At 42.5% G+C, this 17,405-nt stretch carries 14 protein-coding genes and 1 pseudogene; 9 read left to right on the top strand and 6 right to left on the bottom strand.

The window, feature by feature from the left end:
* The first annotated feature begins 75 nt into the window (after positions 1-75).
* From rplU to HMPREF9007_RS21840, 5 genes and pseudogenes are all read left to right on the top strand, one after another.
* Positions 76-393, top strand: a complete 318-nt coding sequence (gene rplU, locus HMPREF9007_RS21820) for a 50S ribosomal protein L21 (RefSeq protein WP_008759984.1) — start codon at positions 76-78, stop codon at positions 391-393.
* Between the two features lie 21 nt (positions 394-414).
* Positions 415-684: a 50S ribosomal protein L27 gene (gene rpmA / locus HMPREF9007_RS21825; RefSeq protein ID WP_008759983.1), complete on the top strand. Its 270-nt coding sequence runs from the start codon at positions 415-417 to the stop codon at positions 682-684.
* 149 nt (positions 685-833) lie between these two features.
* On the top strand, positions 834-2,108 hold the full coding sequence (serS, locus tag HMPREF9007_RS21830) for a serine--tRNA ligase (RefSeq protein ID WP_008759982.1): 1,275 nt from the start codon (positions 834-836) through the stop codon (positions 2,106-2,108).
* 82 nt (positions 2,109-2,190) lie between these two features.
* Positions 2,191-3,402: a glucose/galactose MFS transporter gene (gene gluP / locus HMPREF9007_RS21835; RefSeq protein ID WP_008764497.1), complete on the top strand. Its 1,212-nt coding sequence runs from the start codon at positions 2,191-2,193 to the stop codon at positions 3,400-3,402.
* Between the two features lie 144 nt (positions 3,403-3,546).
* Positions 3,547-5,837 (top strand): annotated as a pseudogene (locus HMPREF9007_RS21840) (bifunctional dihydroorotate dehydrogenase B NAD binding subunit/NADPH-dependent glutamate synthase).
* 73 nt (positions 5,838-5,910) lie between these two features.
* Here the strand turns inward: HMPREF9007_RS21840 and panD are convergent.
* Positions 5,911-6,264 carry an aspartate 1-decarboxylase gene (panD, locus tag HMPREF9007_RS21845; RefSeq protein WP_008759980.1) on the bottom strand — a complete coding sequence of 118 codons (354 nt, stop codon included), beginning with the start codon at positions 6,262-6,264 and terminating at the stop codon, positions 5,911-5,913.
* A 21-nt stretch (positions 6,265-6,285) separates the two neighbouring features.
* Complete coding sequence (gene panC, locus HMPREF9007_RS21850) at positions 6,286-7,134, bottom strand: pantoate--beta-alanine ligase (protein ID WP_008759979.1); 849 nt, start codon at positions 7,132-7,134, stop codon at positions 6,286-6,288.
* A 142-nt stretch (positions 7,135-7,276) separates the two neighbouring features.
* Between panC and HMPREF9007_RS21855 the strand changes: the two genes are divergently transcribed.
* Positions 7,277-8,113: a glycogen/starch synthase gene (locus tag HMPREF9007_RS21855; RefSeq protein WP_008759978.1), complete on the top strand. Its 837-nt coding sequence runs from the start codon at positions 7,277-7,279 to the stop codon at positions 8,111-8,113.
* Positions 8,114-8,132: 19 nt separating this feature from the next.
* Entirely contained in the window at positions 8,133-9,761 is a 1,629-nt protein-coding gene (locus tag HMPREF9007_RS21860; RefSeq protein ID WP_032850063.1) for a DUF4270 domain-containing protein, read from the top strand.
* Between the two features lie 192 nt (positions 9,762-9,953).
* On the opposite strand, the gene HMPREF9007_RS21865 is transcribed toward HMPREF9007_RS21860, so the two are convergent.
* The 3 genes from HMPREF9007_RS21865 to HMPREF9007_RS21875 are packed head-to-tail and all read right to left on the bottom strand — an operon-like array spanning position 9,954 to position 14,579.
* On the bottom strand, positions 9,954-11,336 hold the full coding sequence (locus HMPREF9007_RS21865; RefSeq protein ID WP_008759976.1) for a glycoside hydrolase family 57 protein: 1,383 nt from the start codon (positions 11,334-11,336) through the stop codon (positions 9,954-9,956).
* 13 nt (positions 11,337-11,349) lie between these two features.
* Positions 11,350-12,624, bottom strand: a complete 1,275-nt coding sequence (locus HMPREF9007_RS21870; protein ID WP_008759975.1) for a glycosyltransferase family 4 protein — start codon at positions 12,622-12,624, stop codon at positions 11,350-11,352.
* Between the two features lie 17 nt (positions 12,625-12,641).
* Positions 12,642-14,579: a glycogen debranching enzyme N-terminal domain-containing protein gene (locus HMPREF9007_RS21875; RefSeq protein ID WP_008759974.1), complete on the bottom strand. Its 1,938-nt coding sequence runs from the start codon at positions 14,577-14,579 to the stop codon at positions 12,642-12,644.
* A 215-nt stretch (positions 14,580-14,794) separates the two neighbouring features.
* On the opposite strand from HMPREF9007_RS21875, the gene HMPREF9007_RS21880 reads away from it, so the two are divergent.
* Positions 14,795-15,460: a rhomboid family intramembrane serine protease gene (locus HMPREF9007_RS21880; RefSeq protein WP_008759973.1), complete on the top strand. Its 666-nt coding sequence runs from the start codon at positions 14,795-14,797 to the stop codon at positions 15,458-15,460.
* A gap of 7 nt (positions 15,461-15,467) precedes the next feature.
* Here HMPREF9007_RS21880 and HMPREF9007_RS21885 read toward each other — a convergent pair whose 3' ends face one another.
* A complete protein-coding gene (locus HMPREF9007_RS21885) occupies positions 15,468-16,067 on the bottom strand; it encodes a MarC family protein (RefSeq protein ID WP_008759972.1) in 600 nt (199 codons plus the stop codon).
* Positions 16,068-16,202: 135 nt separating this feature from the next.
* Here HMPREF9007_RS21885 and HMPREF9007_RS21890 point away from each other — a divergent pair, with 135 nt between their 5' ends.
* A complete protein-coding gene (locus HMPREF9007_RS21890; protein ID WP_008759971.1) occupies positions 16,203-16,865 on the top strand; it encodes a Crp/Fnr family transcriptional regulator in 663 nt (220 codons plus the stop codon).
* The last annotated feature ends 540 nt before the right edge of the window (positions 16,866-17,405 follow it).

The following is a 17,405-nucleotide window of genomic DNA, read 5'->3' as shown; positions in this document are numbered from 1 at the left end:
GCAACGGGTTCGATAAAGAGCTCTTTAAGTGATTAAAGACCACCCGCCGGAGCTAACTTATACATTATATATAAGATGTACGCAATTGTAGAAATTAACGGTCAGCAATTTAAAGCAGAAGCTGGTCAGAAACTGTTCGTTCACCACATTGAAGGTGCAGAAAACGGTTCAACTGTAGAATTTGAAAAAGTTCTTTTAGTAGACAAAGACGGAAACGTAACTGTAGGTGCTCCGACTGTAGAAGGTGCTAAAGTTGTTTGCCAGGTTATTTCAAACTTGGTTAAAGGTGACAAAGTTCTTGTATTCCACAAGAAAAGAAGAAAAGGTTACAGAAAACTGAACGGTCACCGTCAGCAGTTCACAGAGTTAACAATCACAGAAGTAGTAGCTTAATCATTTAAAAAGTAAGAAGAAATGGCACATAAAAAAGGTGTCGGTAGTTCTAAGAACGGCCGCGAATCACATAGCAAAAGATTAGGCGTTAAGATATTTGGTGGTGAAGCTTGCAAAGCAGGTAATATTATCATTCGTCAAAGAGGTACTGAATTCCATCCGGGTGAAAACATCGGAATGGGTAAAGACCACACTCTTTTCGCTTTAGTAGATGGTACAGTTAAATTTAAAGTAGGTAGAGAAGACAGAAGATATGTTTCTATCATCCCTGCTGAAGCAACAGAAGCATAACCTGTACAACTGAAAATATTCAAGAAAAGGAGATGTAATCCAAAGGATTGCTTCTCCTTTCTTTTTTTATGCAGATTTTCATTGCTCGCTTATTCGTTTTTTCTTTATCTTTGTAGCCTTAATAAAGAAAGTTCATAAAAAGTATAGATATGCTTACCATTAAACAAATTACAGAAAATACAGAAGCGGTACTCCGCGGACTGGAAAAGAAGCATTTCAAGAATGCAAAAGAGACGATTGATGAAGTCATCGCTCTCAACGACAAGAGACGTACTACGCAAAACCTATTAGATAAGAACCTGGCAGAGGTTAATTCACTTTCCCGCACGATCGGTCAGCTGATGAAAGAAGGAAAGAAAGAAGAGGCCGAAGCTGCACGTGCACGTGTTGCCGAACTGAAAGAAAGCAACAAAGCGCTGGACGCTACCATGACACAGGCTGCTACAGACATGCAGAATGTACTTTATACGATCCCCAACATTCCTTATGACAGCGTACCCGAAGGCGTAGGTGCCGAAGACAATGTCGTAGAAAAGATGGGAGGCATGGAAACAGAACTTCCCAAAGATGCACTGCCTCACTGGGAACTGGCTAAAAAATACGATTTAATCGATTTCGACCTAGGTGTAAAGATTACAGGTGCAGGCTTCCCCGTATACAAAGGAAAAGGTGCCCAACTGCAACGTGCCCTGATCAACTTCTTCCTGGACGAAGCACGCAAATCCGGATATACTGAAATCATGCCGCCGACAGTAGTCAATGCCGCTTCAGGTTATGGTACAGGCCAGCTTCCCGACAAAGAAGGACAGATGTATCATTGCGAAGTAGATGATCTCTATCTGATCCCGACAGCCGAAGTACCTGTCACTAACATCTACCGTGATGTTATCCTGGAAGAAAAACAGTTGCCGATTATGAACTGCGCATACACACAATGTTTCCGTCGCGAAGCCGGTTCTTACGGTAAAGACGTACGCGGGCTGAACCGTCTGCACGAATTCTCCAAAGTAGAATTAGTGCGTATCGACAAGCCGGAACATTCTAAAGAATCCCACCAGCAAATGCTTGACCACGTAGAAGGCCTGTTGCAGAAACTGGAACTTCCATACCGTATACTCCGCCTTTGTGGTGGTGATATGAGCTTTACTGCTGCGCTTTGTTTCGACTTCGAAGTATACTCCGAAGCACAGAAACGCTGGCTGGAAGTAAGTTCCGTATCTAACTTCGACACTTACCAGGCCAACCGGCTGAAATGCCGCTACCGTAGTGCAGAAAAGAAAACAGAACTCTGCCATACGTTAAATGGATCAGCACTGGCACTACCACGTATCGTCGCCGCTTTATTGGAAAACAATCAAACCCCCGAAGGAATTAGAATTCCTAAAGCATTGGTTCCATACTGCGGTTTCGACATGATAGACTAAGAAACTTTCTACTCCTGTAAGGATGAGATATCTCTGCCCCTTACAGGAGTTTCCTTTATTAACCTTTAACACATTTACCCCCATGACAAAAAACACAAAAAGTTTCGTATTGCCATTGGCATTCATTGGCGTTATGTTCTTTTCACTGGGCTTCGCCCTTGGTATCAACTCAGTATTAGTCCCCGTATTGAAGGGATCACTGGAAATCAGTTCGGCCGAATCATATCTGATCATTGCCGCCACTTTCATCCCGTTCCTTATTTTTGGTTATCCGGCAGGCCTTACAATCAAAAAAATCGGATACAAACGAACAATGGTCCTTTCATTCCTTATGTTTGCCATAGCCTTCGGACTTTTCATACCATCGGCAAGTTATGAAAGTTTTCCTCTGTTTTTATTGGCTTCCTTTATCAGCGGAAGTGCCAACGCTTATCTGCAAGCTGCTGTAAACCCGTATATCACGATTCTGGGACCGATAGACAGTGCTGCCAAACGTATCAGCATTATGGGTATATGCAACAAACTCGCATGGCCGATTCCTCCTTTATTCCTGGCTTTCCTAATCGGAAAAGAAGTGACCGATATTACAGTAGCTGACCTGTTTCTGCCATTCTACGTTATTATCGCCGCATTCATCGCACTAGGTATTATCGCATACATGGCTCCCCTACCGGAAGTCAAAGCCGTCGGTGAAGACGACAGCGAAGAGGCAGCCGAAGCCTGTCCGTACGCCGCAAAGAAAACCTCCATCTGGCAATTCCCGCATTTATTATTAGGATGTCTTGCTCTCTTCTTATATGTAGGTGTAGAAACCGTATCACTGGGTACATTAGTAGATTATGCCACCAGCCTTCATTTGGAAAATGCAGCAATGTATGCCTGGATTGCTCCGATAGGCATTGTGATCGGTTACATCTGCGGCATCATCTTCATCCCTAAATATATGAGCCAGGCTACAGCACTGAAGATTTGTTCAGTGCTGGCTATCATCGGTTCCGTACTAGTAGTACTTACACCTGCCGATATATCCATCTATTTCATCTCATTTATGGCATTGGGATGTTCTTTAATGTGGCCTGCCCTATGGCCTTTGGCTATGGCAGATTTAGGAAAGTTTACCAAATCCGGTTCATCTCTTCTGATCATGGCAATGGCAGGCGGTGCTGTTATTCCGACCTTATTTGGCTATCTAAAAGACATTTCCGATATTCAGAAAGCATATTGGATTTGCCTTCCCTGCTTCCTGTTTATTCTATATTATGGGGTAGCCGGATACAAAATCAGAACGAAATAAATAAAGATATTCACATGGATATGGAAAGTCACTCATCAAAAGAGTGACTTTTCTTTTTATATTTCGTAAATAAGCCGTATCTTTGCCGAAATTTATAACATTCTGATAGCAGTTACGTAATAATACCAACAAATTAATTAGATAATGAACAAAATCATTAGCAAAGAACGCTTTTCTGAGAAAGTGTTTAAACTTGAAATTGAAGCTCCTTTAATTGCTAAATCCCGCAAAGCCGGCCACTTCGTCATTGTACGTGTAGGCGACAAGGGAGAACGTATGCCTCTGACGATTGCCGGTTCTGATTTGAAGAAAGGCACCATCACTCTGGTGATACAGGAAGTCGGGCTCTCCTCTACCCGTCTTTGTGAATTGAACGAAGGTGATTATATCACTGATGTAGTAGGTCCGCTCGGACAAGCTACTCATATTGAGAATTTCGGAACAGTTGTTTGTGCTGGTGGTGGTGTAGGTGTTGCTCCGATGCTTCCTATCGTACAGGCTTTGAAAGCTGCCGGAAACAGAGTGATCACTGTATTGGCAGGACGTAACAAAGACCTTATCATTCTGGAAAAAGAAATGCGCGAAAGCTCCGATGAGGTGATTATTATGACGGACGATGGCTCTTACGGGCGTAAAGGTCTGGTAACCGAAGGCGTGGAAGAAGTCATCAAACGTGAAAAGGTAGATAAATGCTTCGCCATCGGCCCTGCTATCATGATGAAGTTCGTTTGTCTGCTGACAAAGAAATATGAGATTCCTACCGACGTTTCATTAAATACCATCATGGTAGACGGAACCGGCATGTGTGGTGCTTGCCGTATCACGGTAGGAGGAAAAACGAAGTTCGTTTGTGTTGACGGTCCCGAATTCGACGGTCATCAGGTGGACTTTGATGAAATGCTGAAACGTATGGGTGCGTTCAAAAAAATTGAGCGTGAAGAGATGAACAAACTCCAGCCCGAATGTGAAGCAACGAAAGAGATAGATGAGAAAAGCCGCAACGCAGCCTGGAGACAGGAACTGCGCAAATCGATGAAACCGAAAGAACGTACAGCTATTCCACGTGTCGAGATGAACGAACTCGATGCCGAATACCGTTCACATAGCCGCAAGGAAGAAGTAAACCAGGGTCTGACCGCTGAGCAAGCAGTTACAGAAGCCAAGCGTTGTCTGGACTGCGCTAACCCTGGATGTATGGAAGGGTGTCCGGTAGGCATCGACATTCCGCGCTTCATTAAGAACATTGAGCGTGGCGAATTCCTCGAAGCAGCCAAAACACTGAAAGAGACAAGTGCGCTTCCGGCAGTATGCGGTCGTGTCTGCCCACAGGAAAAGCAATGCGAATCCAAATGTATACACTTGAAGATGAATGAAAAACCGGTAGCTATCGGTTATCTGGAACGCTTCGCTGCTGACTTCGAACGTGAAAGCGGACAAATTTCAGTACCTGTCATTGCCGAAAAGAACGGCATCAAAGTGGCGGTGATCGGTTCGGGTCCTGCCGGATTATCATTCGCAGGTGATATGGCAAAATACGGCTATGATGTAACAGTATTCGAGGCACTCCACGAAATCGGCGGTGTATTAAAATATGGTATTCCGGAATTCCGTCTGCCAAACAAGATTGTAGATGTAGAAATAGACAACCTCGTTAAAATGGGCGTTACTTTCATCAAAGACTGCATTGTAGGAAACAATCAGTGTGGAAGATTTGAAGGAAGAAGGTTTTTAAAGGAATATTTGTCGCTTCCGGTGCCGGTTTGCCTAACTTTATGAATATACCGGGCGAAAACTCGATCAATATCATGTCTTCCAACGAATACCTTACTCGTGTCAATCTAATGGATGCTGCGAGCGAAGACTCTGACACTCCGGTAGCTTTCGGCAAAAATGTGGCTGTCATCGGTGGTGGTAATACTGCTATGGACTCTGTCCGTACAGCCAAACGCCTGGGTGCTGAACGTGCTATGATCATCTACCGCCGTTCGGAAGAAGAAATGCCTGCACGTATCGAGGAAGTGAAGCATGCCAAAGAAGAAGGAGTCGAATTCCTGACATTGCACAATCCGATTGAATATATTGCCGACGAACAAGGTTGCGTGAAACAGGTCATTCTCCAGAAGATGGAATTAGGAGAGCCGGATGCTTCCGGACGTCGCAGTCCTGTAGCCATTCCGGGAGCTACGGAAACAATCGATATCGATCTGGCCATCGTCAGTGTCGGTGTATCTCCGAACCCGATTGTTCCAAGTTCCATTAAAGGACTGGAATTAGGACGCAAAGGAACCATTGCCGTAGATGACAACATGGAATCATCTATTCCGATGATCTATGCCGGCGGAGACATTGTGCGCGGAGGAGCTACCGTAATCCTTGCCATGGGAGATGGCCGTAAAGCCGCCGCTGCCATGAATGAACAACTGCAAAGCAAGTAAAAGGACAAGCTTATTATAACAGAAAGCCCCGTCTGCTGAATGCAAACGGGGCTTTCTTATCACAAGATACTTCTTACTTCACTACGCTATTCGTCGCAGGGTCCGGGAAAATCACGGTCGGTTTAAACGACTTCGCTTCCTCAAAATCCATCAATGCGTACGACATGATAATCACAATATCATCCGGTTGCACCTTGCGGGCGGCAGCACCGTTCAGACAAATCTTACCGGAACCGCGTTCACCTTTGATAATGTAGGTTTCAAAGCGTTCGCCATTGTTGTTATCAGCGATGTACACTTTTTCTCCCGGAATCATGTTGGCAGCATCCAGCAGGTCTTCGTCAATCGTGATACTACCCATGTAGTTCAAATTTGCCTCTGTGACACGTGCACAATGAATTTTCGACTTCAACACTTCAATCATCATAAGGTTTCGTCTTTTTTTAATTTAGATTTCTTTATACTTGATATTATCAATCAGTCTGACCTCTCCGCAGAACACTGTGATACAGCCTACTACATACAGAGAATCCTCCCAACTGCTTACCTTTTGCAGCGTGTTTCCGTCAACGATTTCAAAATACTCCAAACGCAATCCCGGAGCATCCTCTATCGCTTCTTCTACCATCTTCTGCGTCTCACTCACTGTATGAGATGCTGCAAAGGTACGACTTTTAAATAATGTCTGAGAAATATTTAAAGCATTTTCACGTTCTTGTGCTGATAAACGTTTATTCCGACTGCTCAGAGCCAATCCGTCTTCTTCACGAACGATAGGACAACCTACAATTTCCAGTTTATAATCCATCTGACGAACCATCTCCCGAATAATCGCCAGTTGCTGGAAATCTTTCTCTCCGAAATAAGCACGATCCGGTTGCACCGCGTCAAACAACTTGCTGACAATCTGGCAAACTCCGTTGAAATGTCCCGGACGGAAAGCCCCTTCCATCACCGTATCCAACGGAGCATAGCTGAATTCACGCGTATCCGGCTGCGGATACATCTCTTCTACCGAAGGAGCAAAGGCAAATGCTGCCCCGCAATCTTCCAACAAGCGGCAGTCAGCATCCAATGTACGCGGATACTTTGCTAAATCGTTTTTATCGTTAAACTGAGTGGGATTTACAAAAACACTCACTACTGTTACACCATTCTCACTTACGCTGCGCTTTACCAGTGATGCGTGTCCTGCATGTAAAGCACCCATTGTGGGTACCAGTCCTACCTTCTTACCCTGGGCTCTCAGTGCCGTCAATTCGGCCTGTAAGTCCTTGATAGTGTGTATTACTTTCATTTTTGTTAATTGGTTTATGTTTTGGTCGTTTGCAAAAACTCTGCAAAATAAACTAATATTTGCCACATAAAGAAAGAATATGGTATTTAAAGTTCCTTTTTTTTGCTATCTTTGCAGAATATTATAGTGAACTATTGTTATTATGACAAAGGCGAATAAAGTTTTATTTATTACTCAAGAGATTACACCTTACGTTTCAGAATCCGAAATGGCCAATATAGGTAGAAACCTTCCACAGGCAATACAAGAAAAAGGCCGTGAAATCAGGACATTTATGCCTAAATGGGGAAACATTAACGAACGCAGAAATCAACTGCATGAAGTAATTCGCCTCTCCGGTATGAACCTGATCATCGACGATACTGATCACCCCCTTATTATAAAAGTTGCTTCTATTCAATCCGCACGTATGCAGGTATATTTCATCGATAATGATGATTATTTCCAGAATCGCTTGCAGACAGCGGACGAAAATGGTGTGGAATACGATGACAACGACAGTCGTGCTATCTTTTATGCACGCGGTGTGCTGGAAACAGTGAAGAAGCTTCGCTGGTGTCCCGACGTTATCCACTGTCACGGATGGATGACGGCATTGGCTCCTCTTTATATTAAGAAGGCCTACAAGGACGAACCATCGTTCCGTGATGCCAAAGTTGTATTCTCGGTATATGAAGATGATTTCAAGAATACGCTCAGTGAGGACTTTGCAACCAAACTGATGTTGAAAGGCATCACCAAGAAGGATTTGGCTGGTTTGAAGGAACCGGTAGACTATGCGGCACTTTGTAAACTTGCCGTTGATTATTCTGACGGAATCATACAAAACAGCGCAAAGGTAGACGAATCAATCATTGAGTACGCCCGCCAATCAGGCAAACTGGTACTTGATTATCAGGATCCGGAAAACTACGCAAACGCTTGCAACGAATTCTACGATCAGGTATGGGAAACCACTACAAATAAAGAAGAAGAATAAAAATCTAGATACGACAATCATGAAAGCAAAATATGCCTTGATAGCTTTACTGGCAATCACATTTTTCGGATGCGATGATAATACAGGCGGACTGGGATTAGGAATGTTCCCGGGCAATGACCAAAATATCAAAGGAAAGTTATCCACGTTTGATGTAACTACTGAATCTGTTAAGACAGGTGACATTTATGCGAAAACTAACATCGGTTATATTGGCAAATTCACTGATGAAACATTTGGCACTTATCAGGCTGGATTCTTGGCTCAGCTAAATTGTCCGGATGGACTAACTTTTCCTGAACCATACAAAGAAGTTACAGATGCAAGTGGTAATGTTATTTCAGCCACAGGAAGAATGGTTGTCGATGATAAAGATCCAGAAAATAAAGATGTTACTTTTATAAAAGACGGAAATCAAATCATAGGAAACATACGTGCAGTCGAACTCTACCTGTGGTATGACAGCCACTTTGGAGACTCATTGACAGCTTGTAGATTAAGTGTATATGAACTGGGAGGCAATGGGAAAGAGACATTAAATCTTGATAATGCTTACTATACCGATATTAACCCTGAGGATTTTTACGATAGTCAGAATATATTAGGAACCAAAGCATATACAGCCGTAGATCTTTCAGTAAAAGATTCTATTCGTAACCTAAGCACATATGTTCCAAGTGTGCATATTGCTTTCAAAGAGGATATAGCAACAAGAGTAGGTGGAAATATTTTAACTGCGGCAAGAAAAGCTAAAAATGCTGATAAGGAATTCAATAGCCAATTATTCAGAGAAGCTTTTCAAGGAATCTACGTTAAGAGCGACTATGGTGATGGAACTGTACTCTATATAGATCAGCCACAAATGAATGTAGTATACAAATGCTATGCAACAGATTCTATTACCGGAAAAAAATTACAGAAGAAAGACGGAAGTGGTAAGGACTCTACTTATTACTCTTATCGTGTGTTTGCTACAACTCGTGAAGTAATCCAAGCCAATCAATTAAAGAATGATCCCGAAAGGATAGATGCATTAATTAAGGAAGATAAAAACACTTATTTAAAGAGTCCGGCAGGTATTTTCACCGAAGCTACACTACCCATTTCAGATATACAAAACGAATTGACAGGCGATACCTTAAATGCAGTAAAACTGACATTCACTAATTACAATCAAACAGGTGATAAGAAGTTTGGTATGGCTATACCATCTACTGTAATGCTTGTACGTAAGAAATTCCAGGATAGCTTCTTTAAAGACAATAAGCTGAGCGATGGTGTATCTTCTTATCTAACTTCACACACAAGTAGCACGAACCAATATGTATTCAGCAACATCACCAAATTGGTAAATGCTTGTATTGCAGAAAAGGAAGAGGCTAAAAAGAATGCTGGTAGTTCATGGGATGAAACTAAATGGTTACAAGAAAACCCTGATTGGAACAAAGTAGTCCTTATACCTGTACTTGTGACTTATGACTCTTCAAATACTACAACTGGTCAAGCTAATATTATTAGAATACAACATGACTTAAAACCAGGTTATGTACGTCTGAAAGGTGGAAGTCTAGGCAAAACAAATCCTGATTATAAGTTGAAACTTGAAGTTATTTCTACAGACTTCGGATTAACAACTAAGTCAAACTAAAAAGATATATAAAATAACAGCGCGGATTACTTCGGTAATTCGCGCTGTTTTTTATATGTACCTGCCATTGGAAGTAATAGCAAACAAGCCCTTTTCGGACAATCCCATTCCTATATAACATCGCAATATAAAAAACAACCGTGAGGTGATTCCCATCTCCCCACGGTTACAACCAGTTAATTTATTATTATCTTATTCTTCTTTCTTTGCAGTAGCTTTCTTGCGAGTAGCTTTAGCTACCGGTTCTTTTTTCGCAGCTACTTTCTTGGTAGCTTTTGCAGCTCCTTTTTCAGCTTTTGCCTGCCATTTGGTTACTTCCTTTTGCAGTTCAGCTATCTCCTCACCCTGATTCTTAATAGTAGTCAGCAGAGAGTTAAGCTCTTCATTATCTACATCAACAGGATACAGTGAATCTACTCGTTTGATAAAGTCGCCCAAGATATTCATGTAGTTAGTGAAGGCATCGTAAGGAGAGTCATAGATGCCACGATTCAGCCAGATACCTGTATTCTTGGTAGTCATGAAACGGAAGTTGTTGCTGGCTTGCAGATAATCCCAGTCCTGCTTAATACGACGGTCGTCACACAGGTGAACACGTTCTGCTACGCTATACAACTTGTTGAAAGCCTCACGCTGCAGGATATTACCCAGCCAACTGCTTGTATCTCTTTCTTCGTCCACCCATGACATTGGATAAGGAACATCCAGTTGAGATACAGATTTCAATTTAGATACAATCTCTGTCGGAGTAGAGAACGTGATACCCTTTGATTTAGCACATTCGGGCAATGCTTTCAGGAATTCCAGGATATTGGAAGAAAGCGGCTGAGCCATACCCAATGCACTTAATTCCATAAAGATATTAATCACTTGCTCTTCTTGTGGCAACGCATCAATCCAGTTAATATACTTATCAGCAAATAATGGATATTCCGGCCATTCCGAATTGGAGAAACGCAATCCTATATCATCAGAAAGTTTAAAGTCTCTCAACAGCAATTTGAGACTTGGAGCCTGATTGCAGTGATATACATAGTGCGGGCTCTTCCATCCCAATACATGTTTTGCACCTTCCGTCAGCATTCCCTTAAAGCCCATAGAAGCTACCAGTCCACCTATTTCATCCGAATAAATCAAGCTGGAATTGCGGAACACCTTCGGTTCTTTGCCAAACATCTGTTTCATTTTATCACGCTGGCGAAGCACTTCTTCACGGAAGCAGTCTTCGTTAGCCAAAGATGACAAGCCGTGTGAATAAGGTTCGCAAAGGAACTCACAACAACCGGTATCATTCAACTGATGCAGCAAGTCAATCACCGCCGGAGCATGAATTTCAAGTTGCTCCAATGCCACACCGGAAATAGAAAGCGCCACTTTGAAAGCTCCTCCCGAGTTTTTCACCATCTCGATCAACGTGCTGAGAGCAGGTATATAAGATCGTTCGGCAACCTCATTCATACCGGTTTCATTTGCATAGTCATCATAGTAATAATGATCGGTGCCGATATCGAAAAAACGGTAGCGTTTCAAGTGTATAATCTGATGTATTTCGAAATAAAGACAGATCGTTCTCATAGTCTATATCATTTTATTGTTTACCATAATTTTTAATAACCTCATCATAGATACCGCGAACTTTATATCCCACGTTCTCCCATTTAATCTCATCCACTTCTTTCTTACCCTCTTCTTTCAGGTACTCGTACATAGCCGGGTAAGTACAGATAGAATAAATGGCATCCGCCATAGCGTGAATATCCCAGTAGTCCGTTTTAATACATTTATCCAAAATTTCGGCACAGCCGGATTGCTTGGATATAATGGAAGGTACACTACATTGCATAGCCTCCAACGGAGAGATACCGAATGGCTCAGATACAGAAGGCATAATGTATACATCACTGGCTTTCAGCACTTCGTACACCTGCTTTCCCTTCATAAAACCGGGGAAATGGAAACGGTCCGCAATACCGCGTTCGGCTACCAGACGAATCATCTGATCCATCATATCACCACTACCGGCCATTACGAAACGGACATTGCGCGTACGGTGCAATACCATTGCTGCAGCCTCTACAAAGTATTCCGGTCCTTTCTGCATGGTAATACGTCCCAGGAAAGTAACGACCTTTTCGCTCGGATTCTTTTGAGGAACAATATCCTGTATCTCTTGTGACAAAGGAGAAACGGCATTATGCACAGTAGACACCTTCTTCGGGTCCTGAAAATACTTATGGATCACAGTCTGACGGGTCAGTTCGCTCACACACATGATGTGGTCGGCATTGTCCATACCATTCTTCTCAATGGCATACACTGTCGGATTGACATTGCCGCGACTACGGTCGAAATCAGTAGCATGCACATGGATCACCAATGGCTTACCAGATACTTGCTTGGCATGTATCCCTGCCGGATAAGTCAGCCAGTCATGAGAATGAATGATATCAAACTCCTGCTGACGTGCTACCACCCCGGCAACGATCGAATAGTTATTGATCTCTTCGTGCAGGTTGTCCGGATAACGTCCGGAGAACTCGATGCATCCCAGATCATTCGTATTGAGATAGTTGAAGTCGGCATAGATATGATCGCGCAAGTCATAGAACAATTGCGGATCCATATAACTGCCTACGCGTCCTTTCACATAGTCCCAACCGACATTTTTCCACACTACCGGCGTGCTGTTCATGCCGATAATTCTTAAAAAGCTCTGATCTTCGTCTCCCCATGGTTTGGGAATACAGAATGTAATCTCCAGATCATCCTGCTGAGACATTCCTTTTGTCAGACCATAACTGGCAGTCCCTAACCCTCCTAAGATATGCGGGGGGAACTCCCATCCAAACATTAAAACTTTCATTTTCGTTCCTCCTCTTTTTAATAATACTTAGACAGTAGCTTCAGAATACGCAGTACTTCGGCGACATTCATGGCAAACGATACAGCTCCGCGTCCTTTAAAAGGCGGATTACCATCGAAAAGTTCAGGCAGCGAACTGATACAATGAATTGTCAGTTCATCTTCGAGACCAATAAGCTGGCGTTCAATGAACGACAGGCCACTCATCTTATAAATTCGCAGATAGGCTTCCATATAGAATCCCATCAGCCAAGGCCAGGCTGTGCCTTGGTGGTAAGCGTAGTCACGCTGTATCTGAGGACCAACATAGTTAGGGTTATAGCCCCCGCTCTTCGGACTCAAGGTACGGAGTCCCTTGGGGGTGAGCAACTCTTTGGTTGCGATGTCGAGCACTTGCTTCTTTTGTGCCCGGTCCAACGGAGAATAATCGAATGCTACGGCGAATATCATGTTGGGGCGTACGCTCCAGTCCATCATATTTCCGTCTACATAGTCAAGTAAATATCCATATTCGTTGCGGAACACTTCGATAAATGATTTTCCCGTCACTTCCGCCTGTGCGTCAAGCGCATCGGCCAAAAGAACGTTTCCATCTTCACGAACCAGATCGGCAACGAAACGAAGCGCATTATACCACAAAGCATTAAATTCTACGATATATCCCGTACGGGGAATCACCGGATGTCCGTTTACGGTGGAGTTCATCCACGTAATCGCCTTATCGGTGCCATTGGCATAAAGCAGACCGTTTTCATGCAGGAAGAGGTTCTCATGTTTCCGCTGACGGATAAATTCGATGATATCTTTCAGCAGTTCGCCATATTTCTGACGGCATTGTTCGCGAGAGGTCTCCTTGGCATACTGTTGCAAAGCCCATACGGCCCAAAGCAGTACATCCGGATGCTCCATCTCGTAAATCTTGTATCCTGCCGGCTCATCATTGATGAAGCTTCGAATCGCTTTTTCCGCTGTCTTCATCACATCTTCAAACTGATCCACCTCGTCCAGCGCAAGTGTCAGTCCCGGCAAGGATATAAACATATCGCGGGCACGGCACTTGAACCACGGGTAACCGGCAAGGATATAATGTTCTCCTTCCTGCTGGTTGTGGAACTGATGGGCTGAGTTTTTCAGACAGTGATAGAAGCTATCGCGAGGCGTACGGTCAGCCACTTCGGCTTCGAACGTCTGCTTCAGTCTGCGCGGAGTAACTTCGGAAGTACCCGCAGAGAAAACGATGCTTTCTCCTTTCTTTATATCCACTTCAAAATATCCCGGAACATAGAGGTCTTCATTGAAGTCGTAGCCTCGCTCTTGTTCTTTCGGATATTCGAATCCACGATACCAGTCGGGCTGGAAATGGAACTCACAAGCCTTGTTCAACTGCATGAACAGTTCCGGATAACCGGGATACATACAAGTCTTGATACCATTTTCCACAAGCTGATAATCGCGGCTTGCCTGCGCATTCTCGTGAGTGTACTCTCGCACGCTCCGGAAAGCGAGGAACGGTCGGAAGCGCAAAGTCGTCGCCGAATGTGCGTCCAACAAAGTATAACGAATCAGGATTCTGTTTTCATGATGTACAAAGATTTTTTCTTTGCGTAACACTACTCCTCCAACACGGTAAGTTGTCGCCGGGATATGCTCACAATCGAATTCACGGATATACTTATGTCCATTCGGACTAAAGTTGTTTCCCTGATATTTATGCAACCCCAAGTTAAACTCAGCACCATGTTGAATTACCGTTTCATCAAGAGAAGATAGCAGCACATGATTTTCATCGTCGATATTGGGAACAGGAATTACCAACAGTCCGTGATATTTGCGTGTGTTACAATCAACAATCGTTGTACAATGATAAGCTCCTGCTTTGTTCGTCCGGAGAATCTCCCTTTGGAGACTTTCTTCCAGATTCGTCATGAGGGTCTTGTCAAATCGTAAATAACTCATAGTTGTGCATTATTTAAAGGTTAATTATTGGTCACTATATTCCTTATATATATCTATTGCTGTTCTGTATATATACCAGCCTGAGCATTGTATATATAGGTATAATGCCCAAATGTACAAATTCTAGATAAAAACAAAAATAAAAAGGCTTTTTATTTTCAGTTTTTGTGCAAATATTCGTAGTATTGCGTAAAATATCTAAAGAATAGAAAGTAATGAAGCGAGATATTCAGCGTATCATGCTGGCTACAGCGGTGCCGTTGTTCCTAATTTTTATCCTATTTCTGCTAAAGATCGTTGAAGTCGGCATGGACTGGGACTTCTCTCACATGGGAATATACCCTCTGGAAAAGCGAGGAATAACGGGTATTCTGACTCATCCGCTGATACACAGCGGGTTCAGCCATTTGCTGGCCAATACGTTGCCGCTATTTTTTTTATCATGGTGCTTGTTCTATTTCTACAGGGGGATAGCCGGACGTATTTTTATGATCATCTGGATCGGAGCCGGACTGCTGACCTTCATTATCGGCAAACCGGGATGGCACATCGGTGCCAGCGGACTGATTTACGGACTTGCCTTCTTTCTTTTTTTCAGTGGTATCCTGCGGAAATATGTTCCTCTGATTGCCATCTCACTGCTTGTCACCTTTTTGTATGGAGGAATCATCTGGCATATGTTCCCCTACTTCTCTCCCGCCAACATGTCATGGGAAGGACATCTCAGCGGAGGAATCATGGGAACACTCTGTGCATTCGGTTTCTTGAATCACGGGCCTCAACGACCAGAACCTTTTGCGGACGAAACGGATGAAGAAGAAGAGGAATCTCCGGAAGAAGATATCAACAATACAACCGACTCTACGGATATTACCTCATAAATCCCGGTTACGACTTATGCAATGCCTCAATCAGCAAGGTGATATTAGCAGTAAACAACCTTACTGAGATAGCGAGCAGGATGATACCGAAAAACTTACGGATGATATAGATCCCCCCTTTCCCGAGGAAACGTTCCACACGTCCGGTCATGCTTACTACAAAGTAGACCCATAGCATATTCAGTATCAAGGCAATAATAATGTTAACACTGGCATATTCGGCACGAAGCGAAAGAAGCGTAGTAAAAGCTCCGGCCCCTGCCAGCAGCGGGAAGACAAGCGGAACGAGTGTCGCTTCCTTTATCGGCCCCTGATTTTTGAAGATTTCTATATCCAGAATCATTTCCAGAGACATGAGGAAAATAACGAATGCGCCCGCCACGGCGAATGATTCGATATCTACATGAAAAAGTTTCAGCATCATATCACCCGCGTAGAAGAAGCCTATCAGTAAGGCAAAGGAGATGACAGTAGCCTTTGTTGCATTCACATCTTTCCCCTTTTCCTTCAGGTTAATAATAATAGGTATAGAACCGATAATATCTATTACTGCAAAAAGTACGATAAACGCACTGATCATTTGCTGCCAATTAAAACCCGTGAACATAATTCCTCCTTTTTTTTGCAAATATACTCTATTTTTATGCATTCAAACAATAAAAAAAACAAAAAGAAAGGGGATATGTGGATAGCAGTGTTGTATTATGAGTAAATTTGTACGATTAATAAGAGATTACAACGTATGGAAACAATGTTCGATACTTTGCTCCAATTACCTTTATTTCAGGGGCTTTGTCATGAAGATTTCACTAGTATTCTGGATAAAGTCAAGCTGCACTTTATCAAACATAAAGCTGGGGAAACCATCATAAAGAGTGGTAATCCCTGTACCCAGCTTTGTTTTCTGTTGAAAGGTGAGATTTCTATTGTCACCAATGCAAAAGAAAACATTTATACGGTCATCGAACAAATCGAAGCTCCCTATCTGATAGAACCTCAGTCTTTATTCGGTATGAATACCAACTATGCTTCTTCTTATGTGGCACATACGGAAGTGCATACTGTTTGTATCAGCAAAGCATTCGTACTCAGTGATCTGTTCAGATATGATATTTTCCGCCTCAACTATATGAATATCGTCAGCAACCGGGCGCAAAATCTCTATTCCCGTTTATGGGATGAACCCACGCTGGATTTAAAAAGCAAAATTATCCGTTTCTTTCTGTCACATTGCGAAAAACCGCAAGGGGAAAAGACTTTCAAAGTAAAGATGGACGATTTGGCGCGTTGTTTGGATGATACTCGATTAAATATTTCTAAAACACTGAATGAACTACAGGATAATGGTTTAATCGAGTTGCACAGAAAAGAGATTCTGATTCCGGATGCTCAAAAACTACTTTAAGAGATTGACAGTTTGGGTAGAACAATCTAATATATATAAGGTAGAAAAAAGTCAAAAGAACAGTCTTCTAATTATTTTCAAAGGAAAAATCGACCTAATTATTTAAATTAATTGCATTACTTTTCATCCTGGAGAGCAATAGAGACCTTATGCCAAATTGAATAATTTTGAAGAAGTCGTAATAGGACTTGGTATTTTTATACCCCAAAGTATATTTTCTACTGTTTCCATAGGCTATTCAAAGGTTATTAAGTGCATGTACTATTCTAAGACGGTGTAAAGTTATTAATAAAATCGAAAAATACAATATCTTTTTATTTTAATTATCAACAAACACCATTTTTTAGAATCTCAATTCTACTATATAGTTCATAAATTGTCATCCCAAGCATTCATCAACCAATTAATCAATTATATATAAGACACTTATATACACACATACCAAGTCCTATTACGACTTAGCCCCAATTAATCAATATGATTACAACCTTAAATTAACATTTATGAAAAACTCTTAGCAACAGCCCTCCGCCTTTCAAA

It is taken from the genome of Bacteroides sp. 1_1_14 (assembly GCF_000162515.1).
GTDB lineage: Bacteria > Bacteroidota > Bacteroidia > Bacteroidales > Bacteroidaceae > Bacteroides > Bacteroides thetaiotaomicron.
Note: the sequence above shows the minus strand (reverse complement) of the source record. Positions and strands in the feature narration are given on the sequence as shown.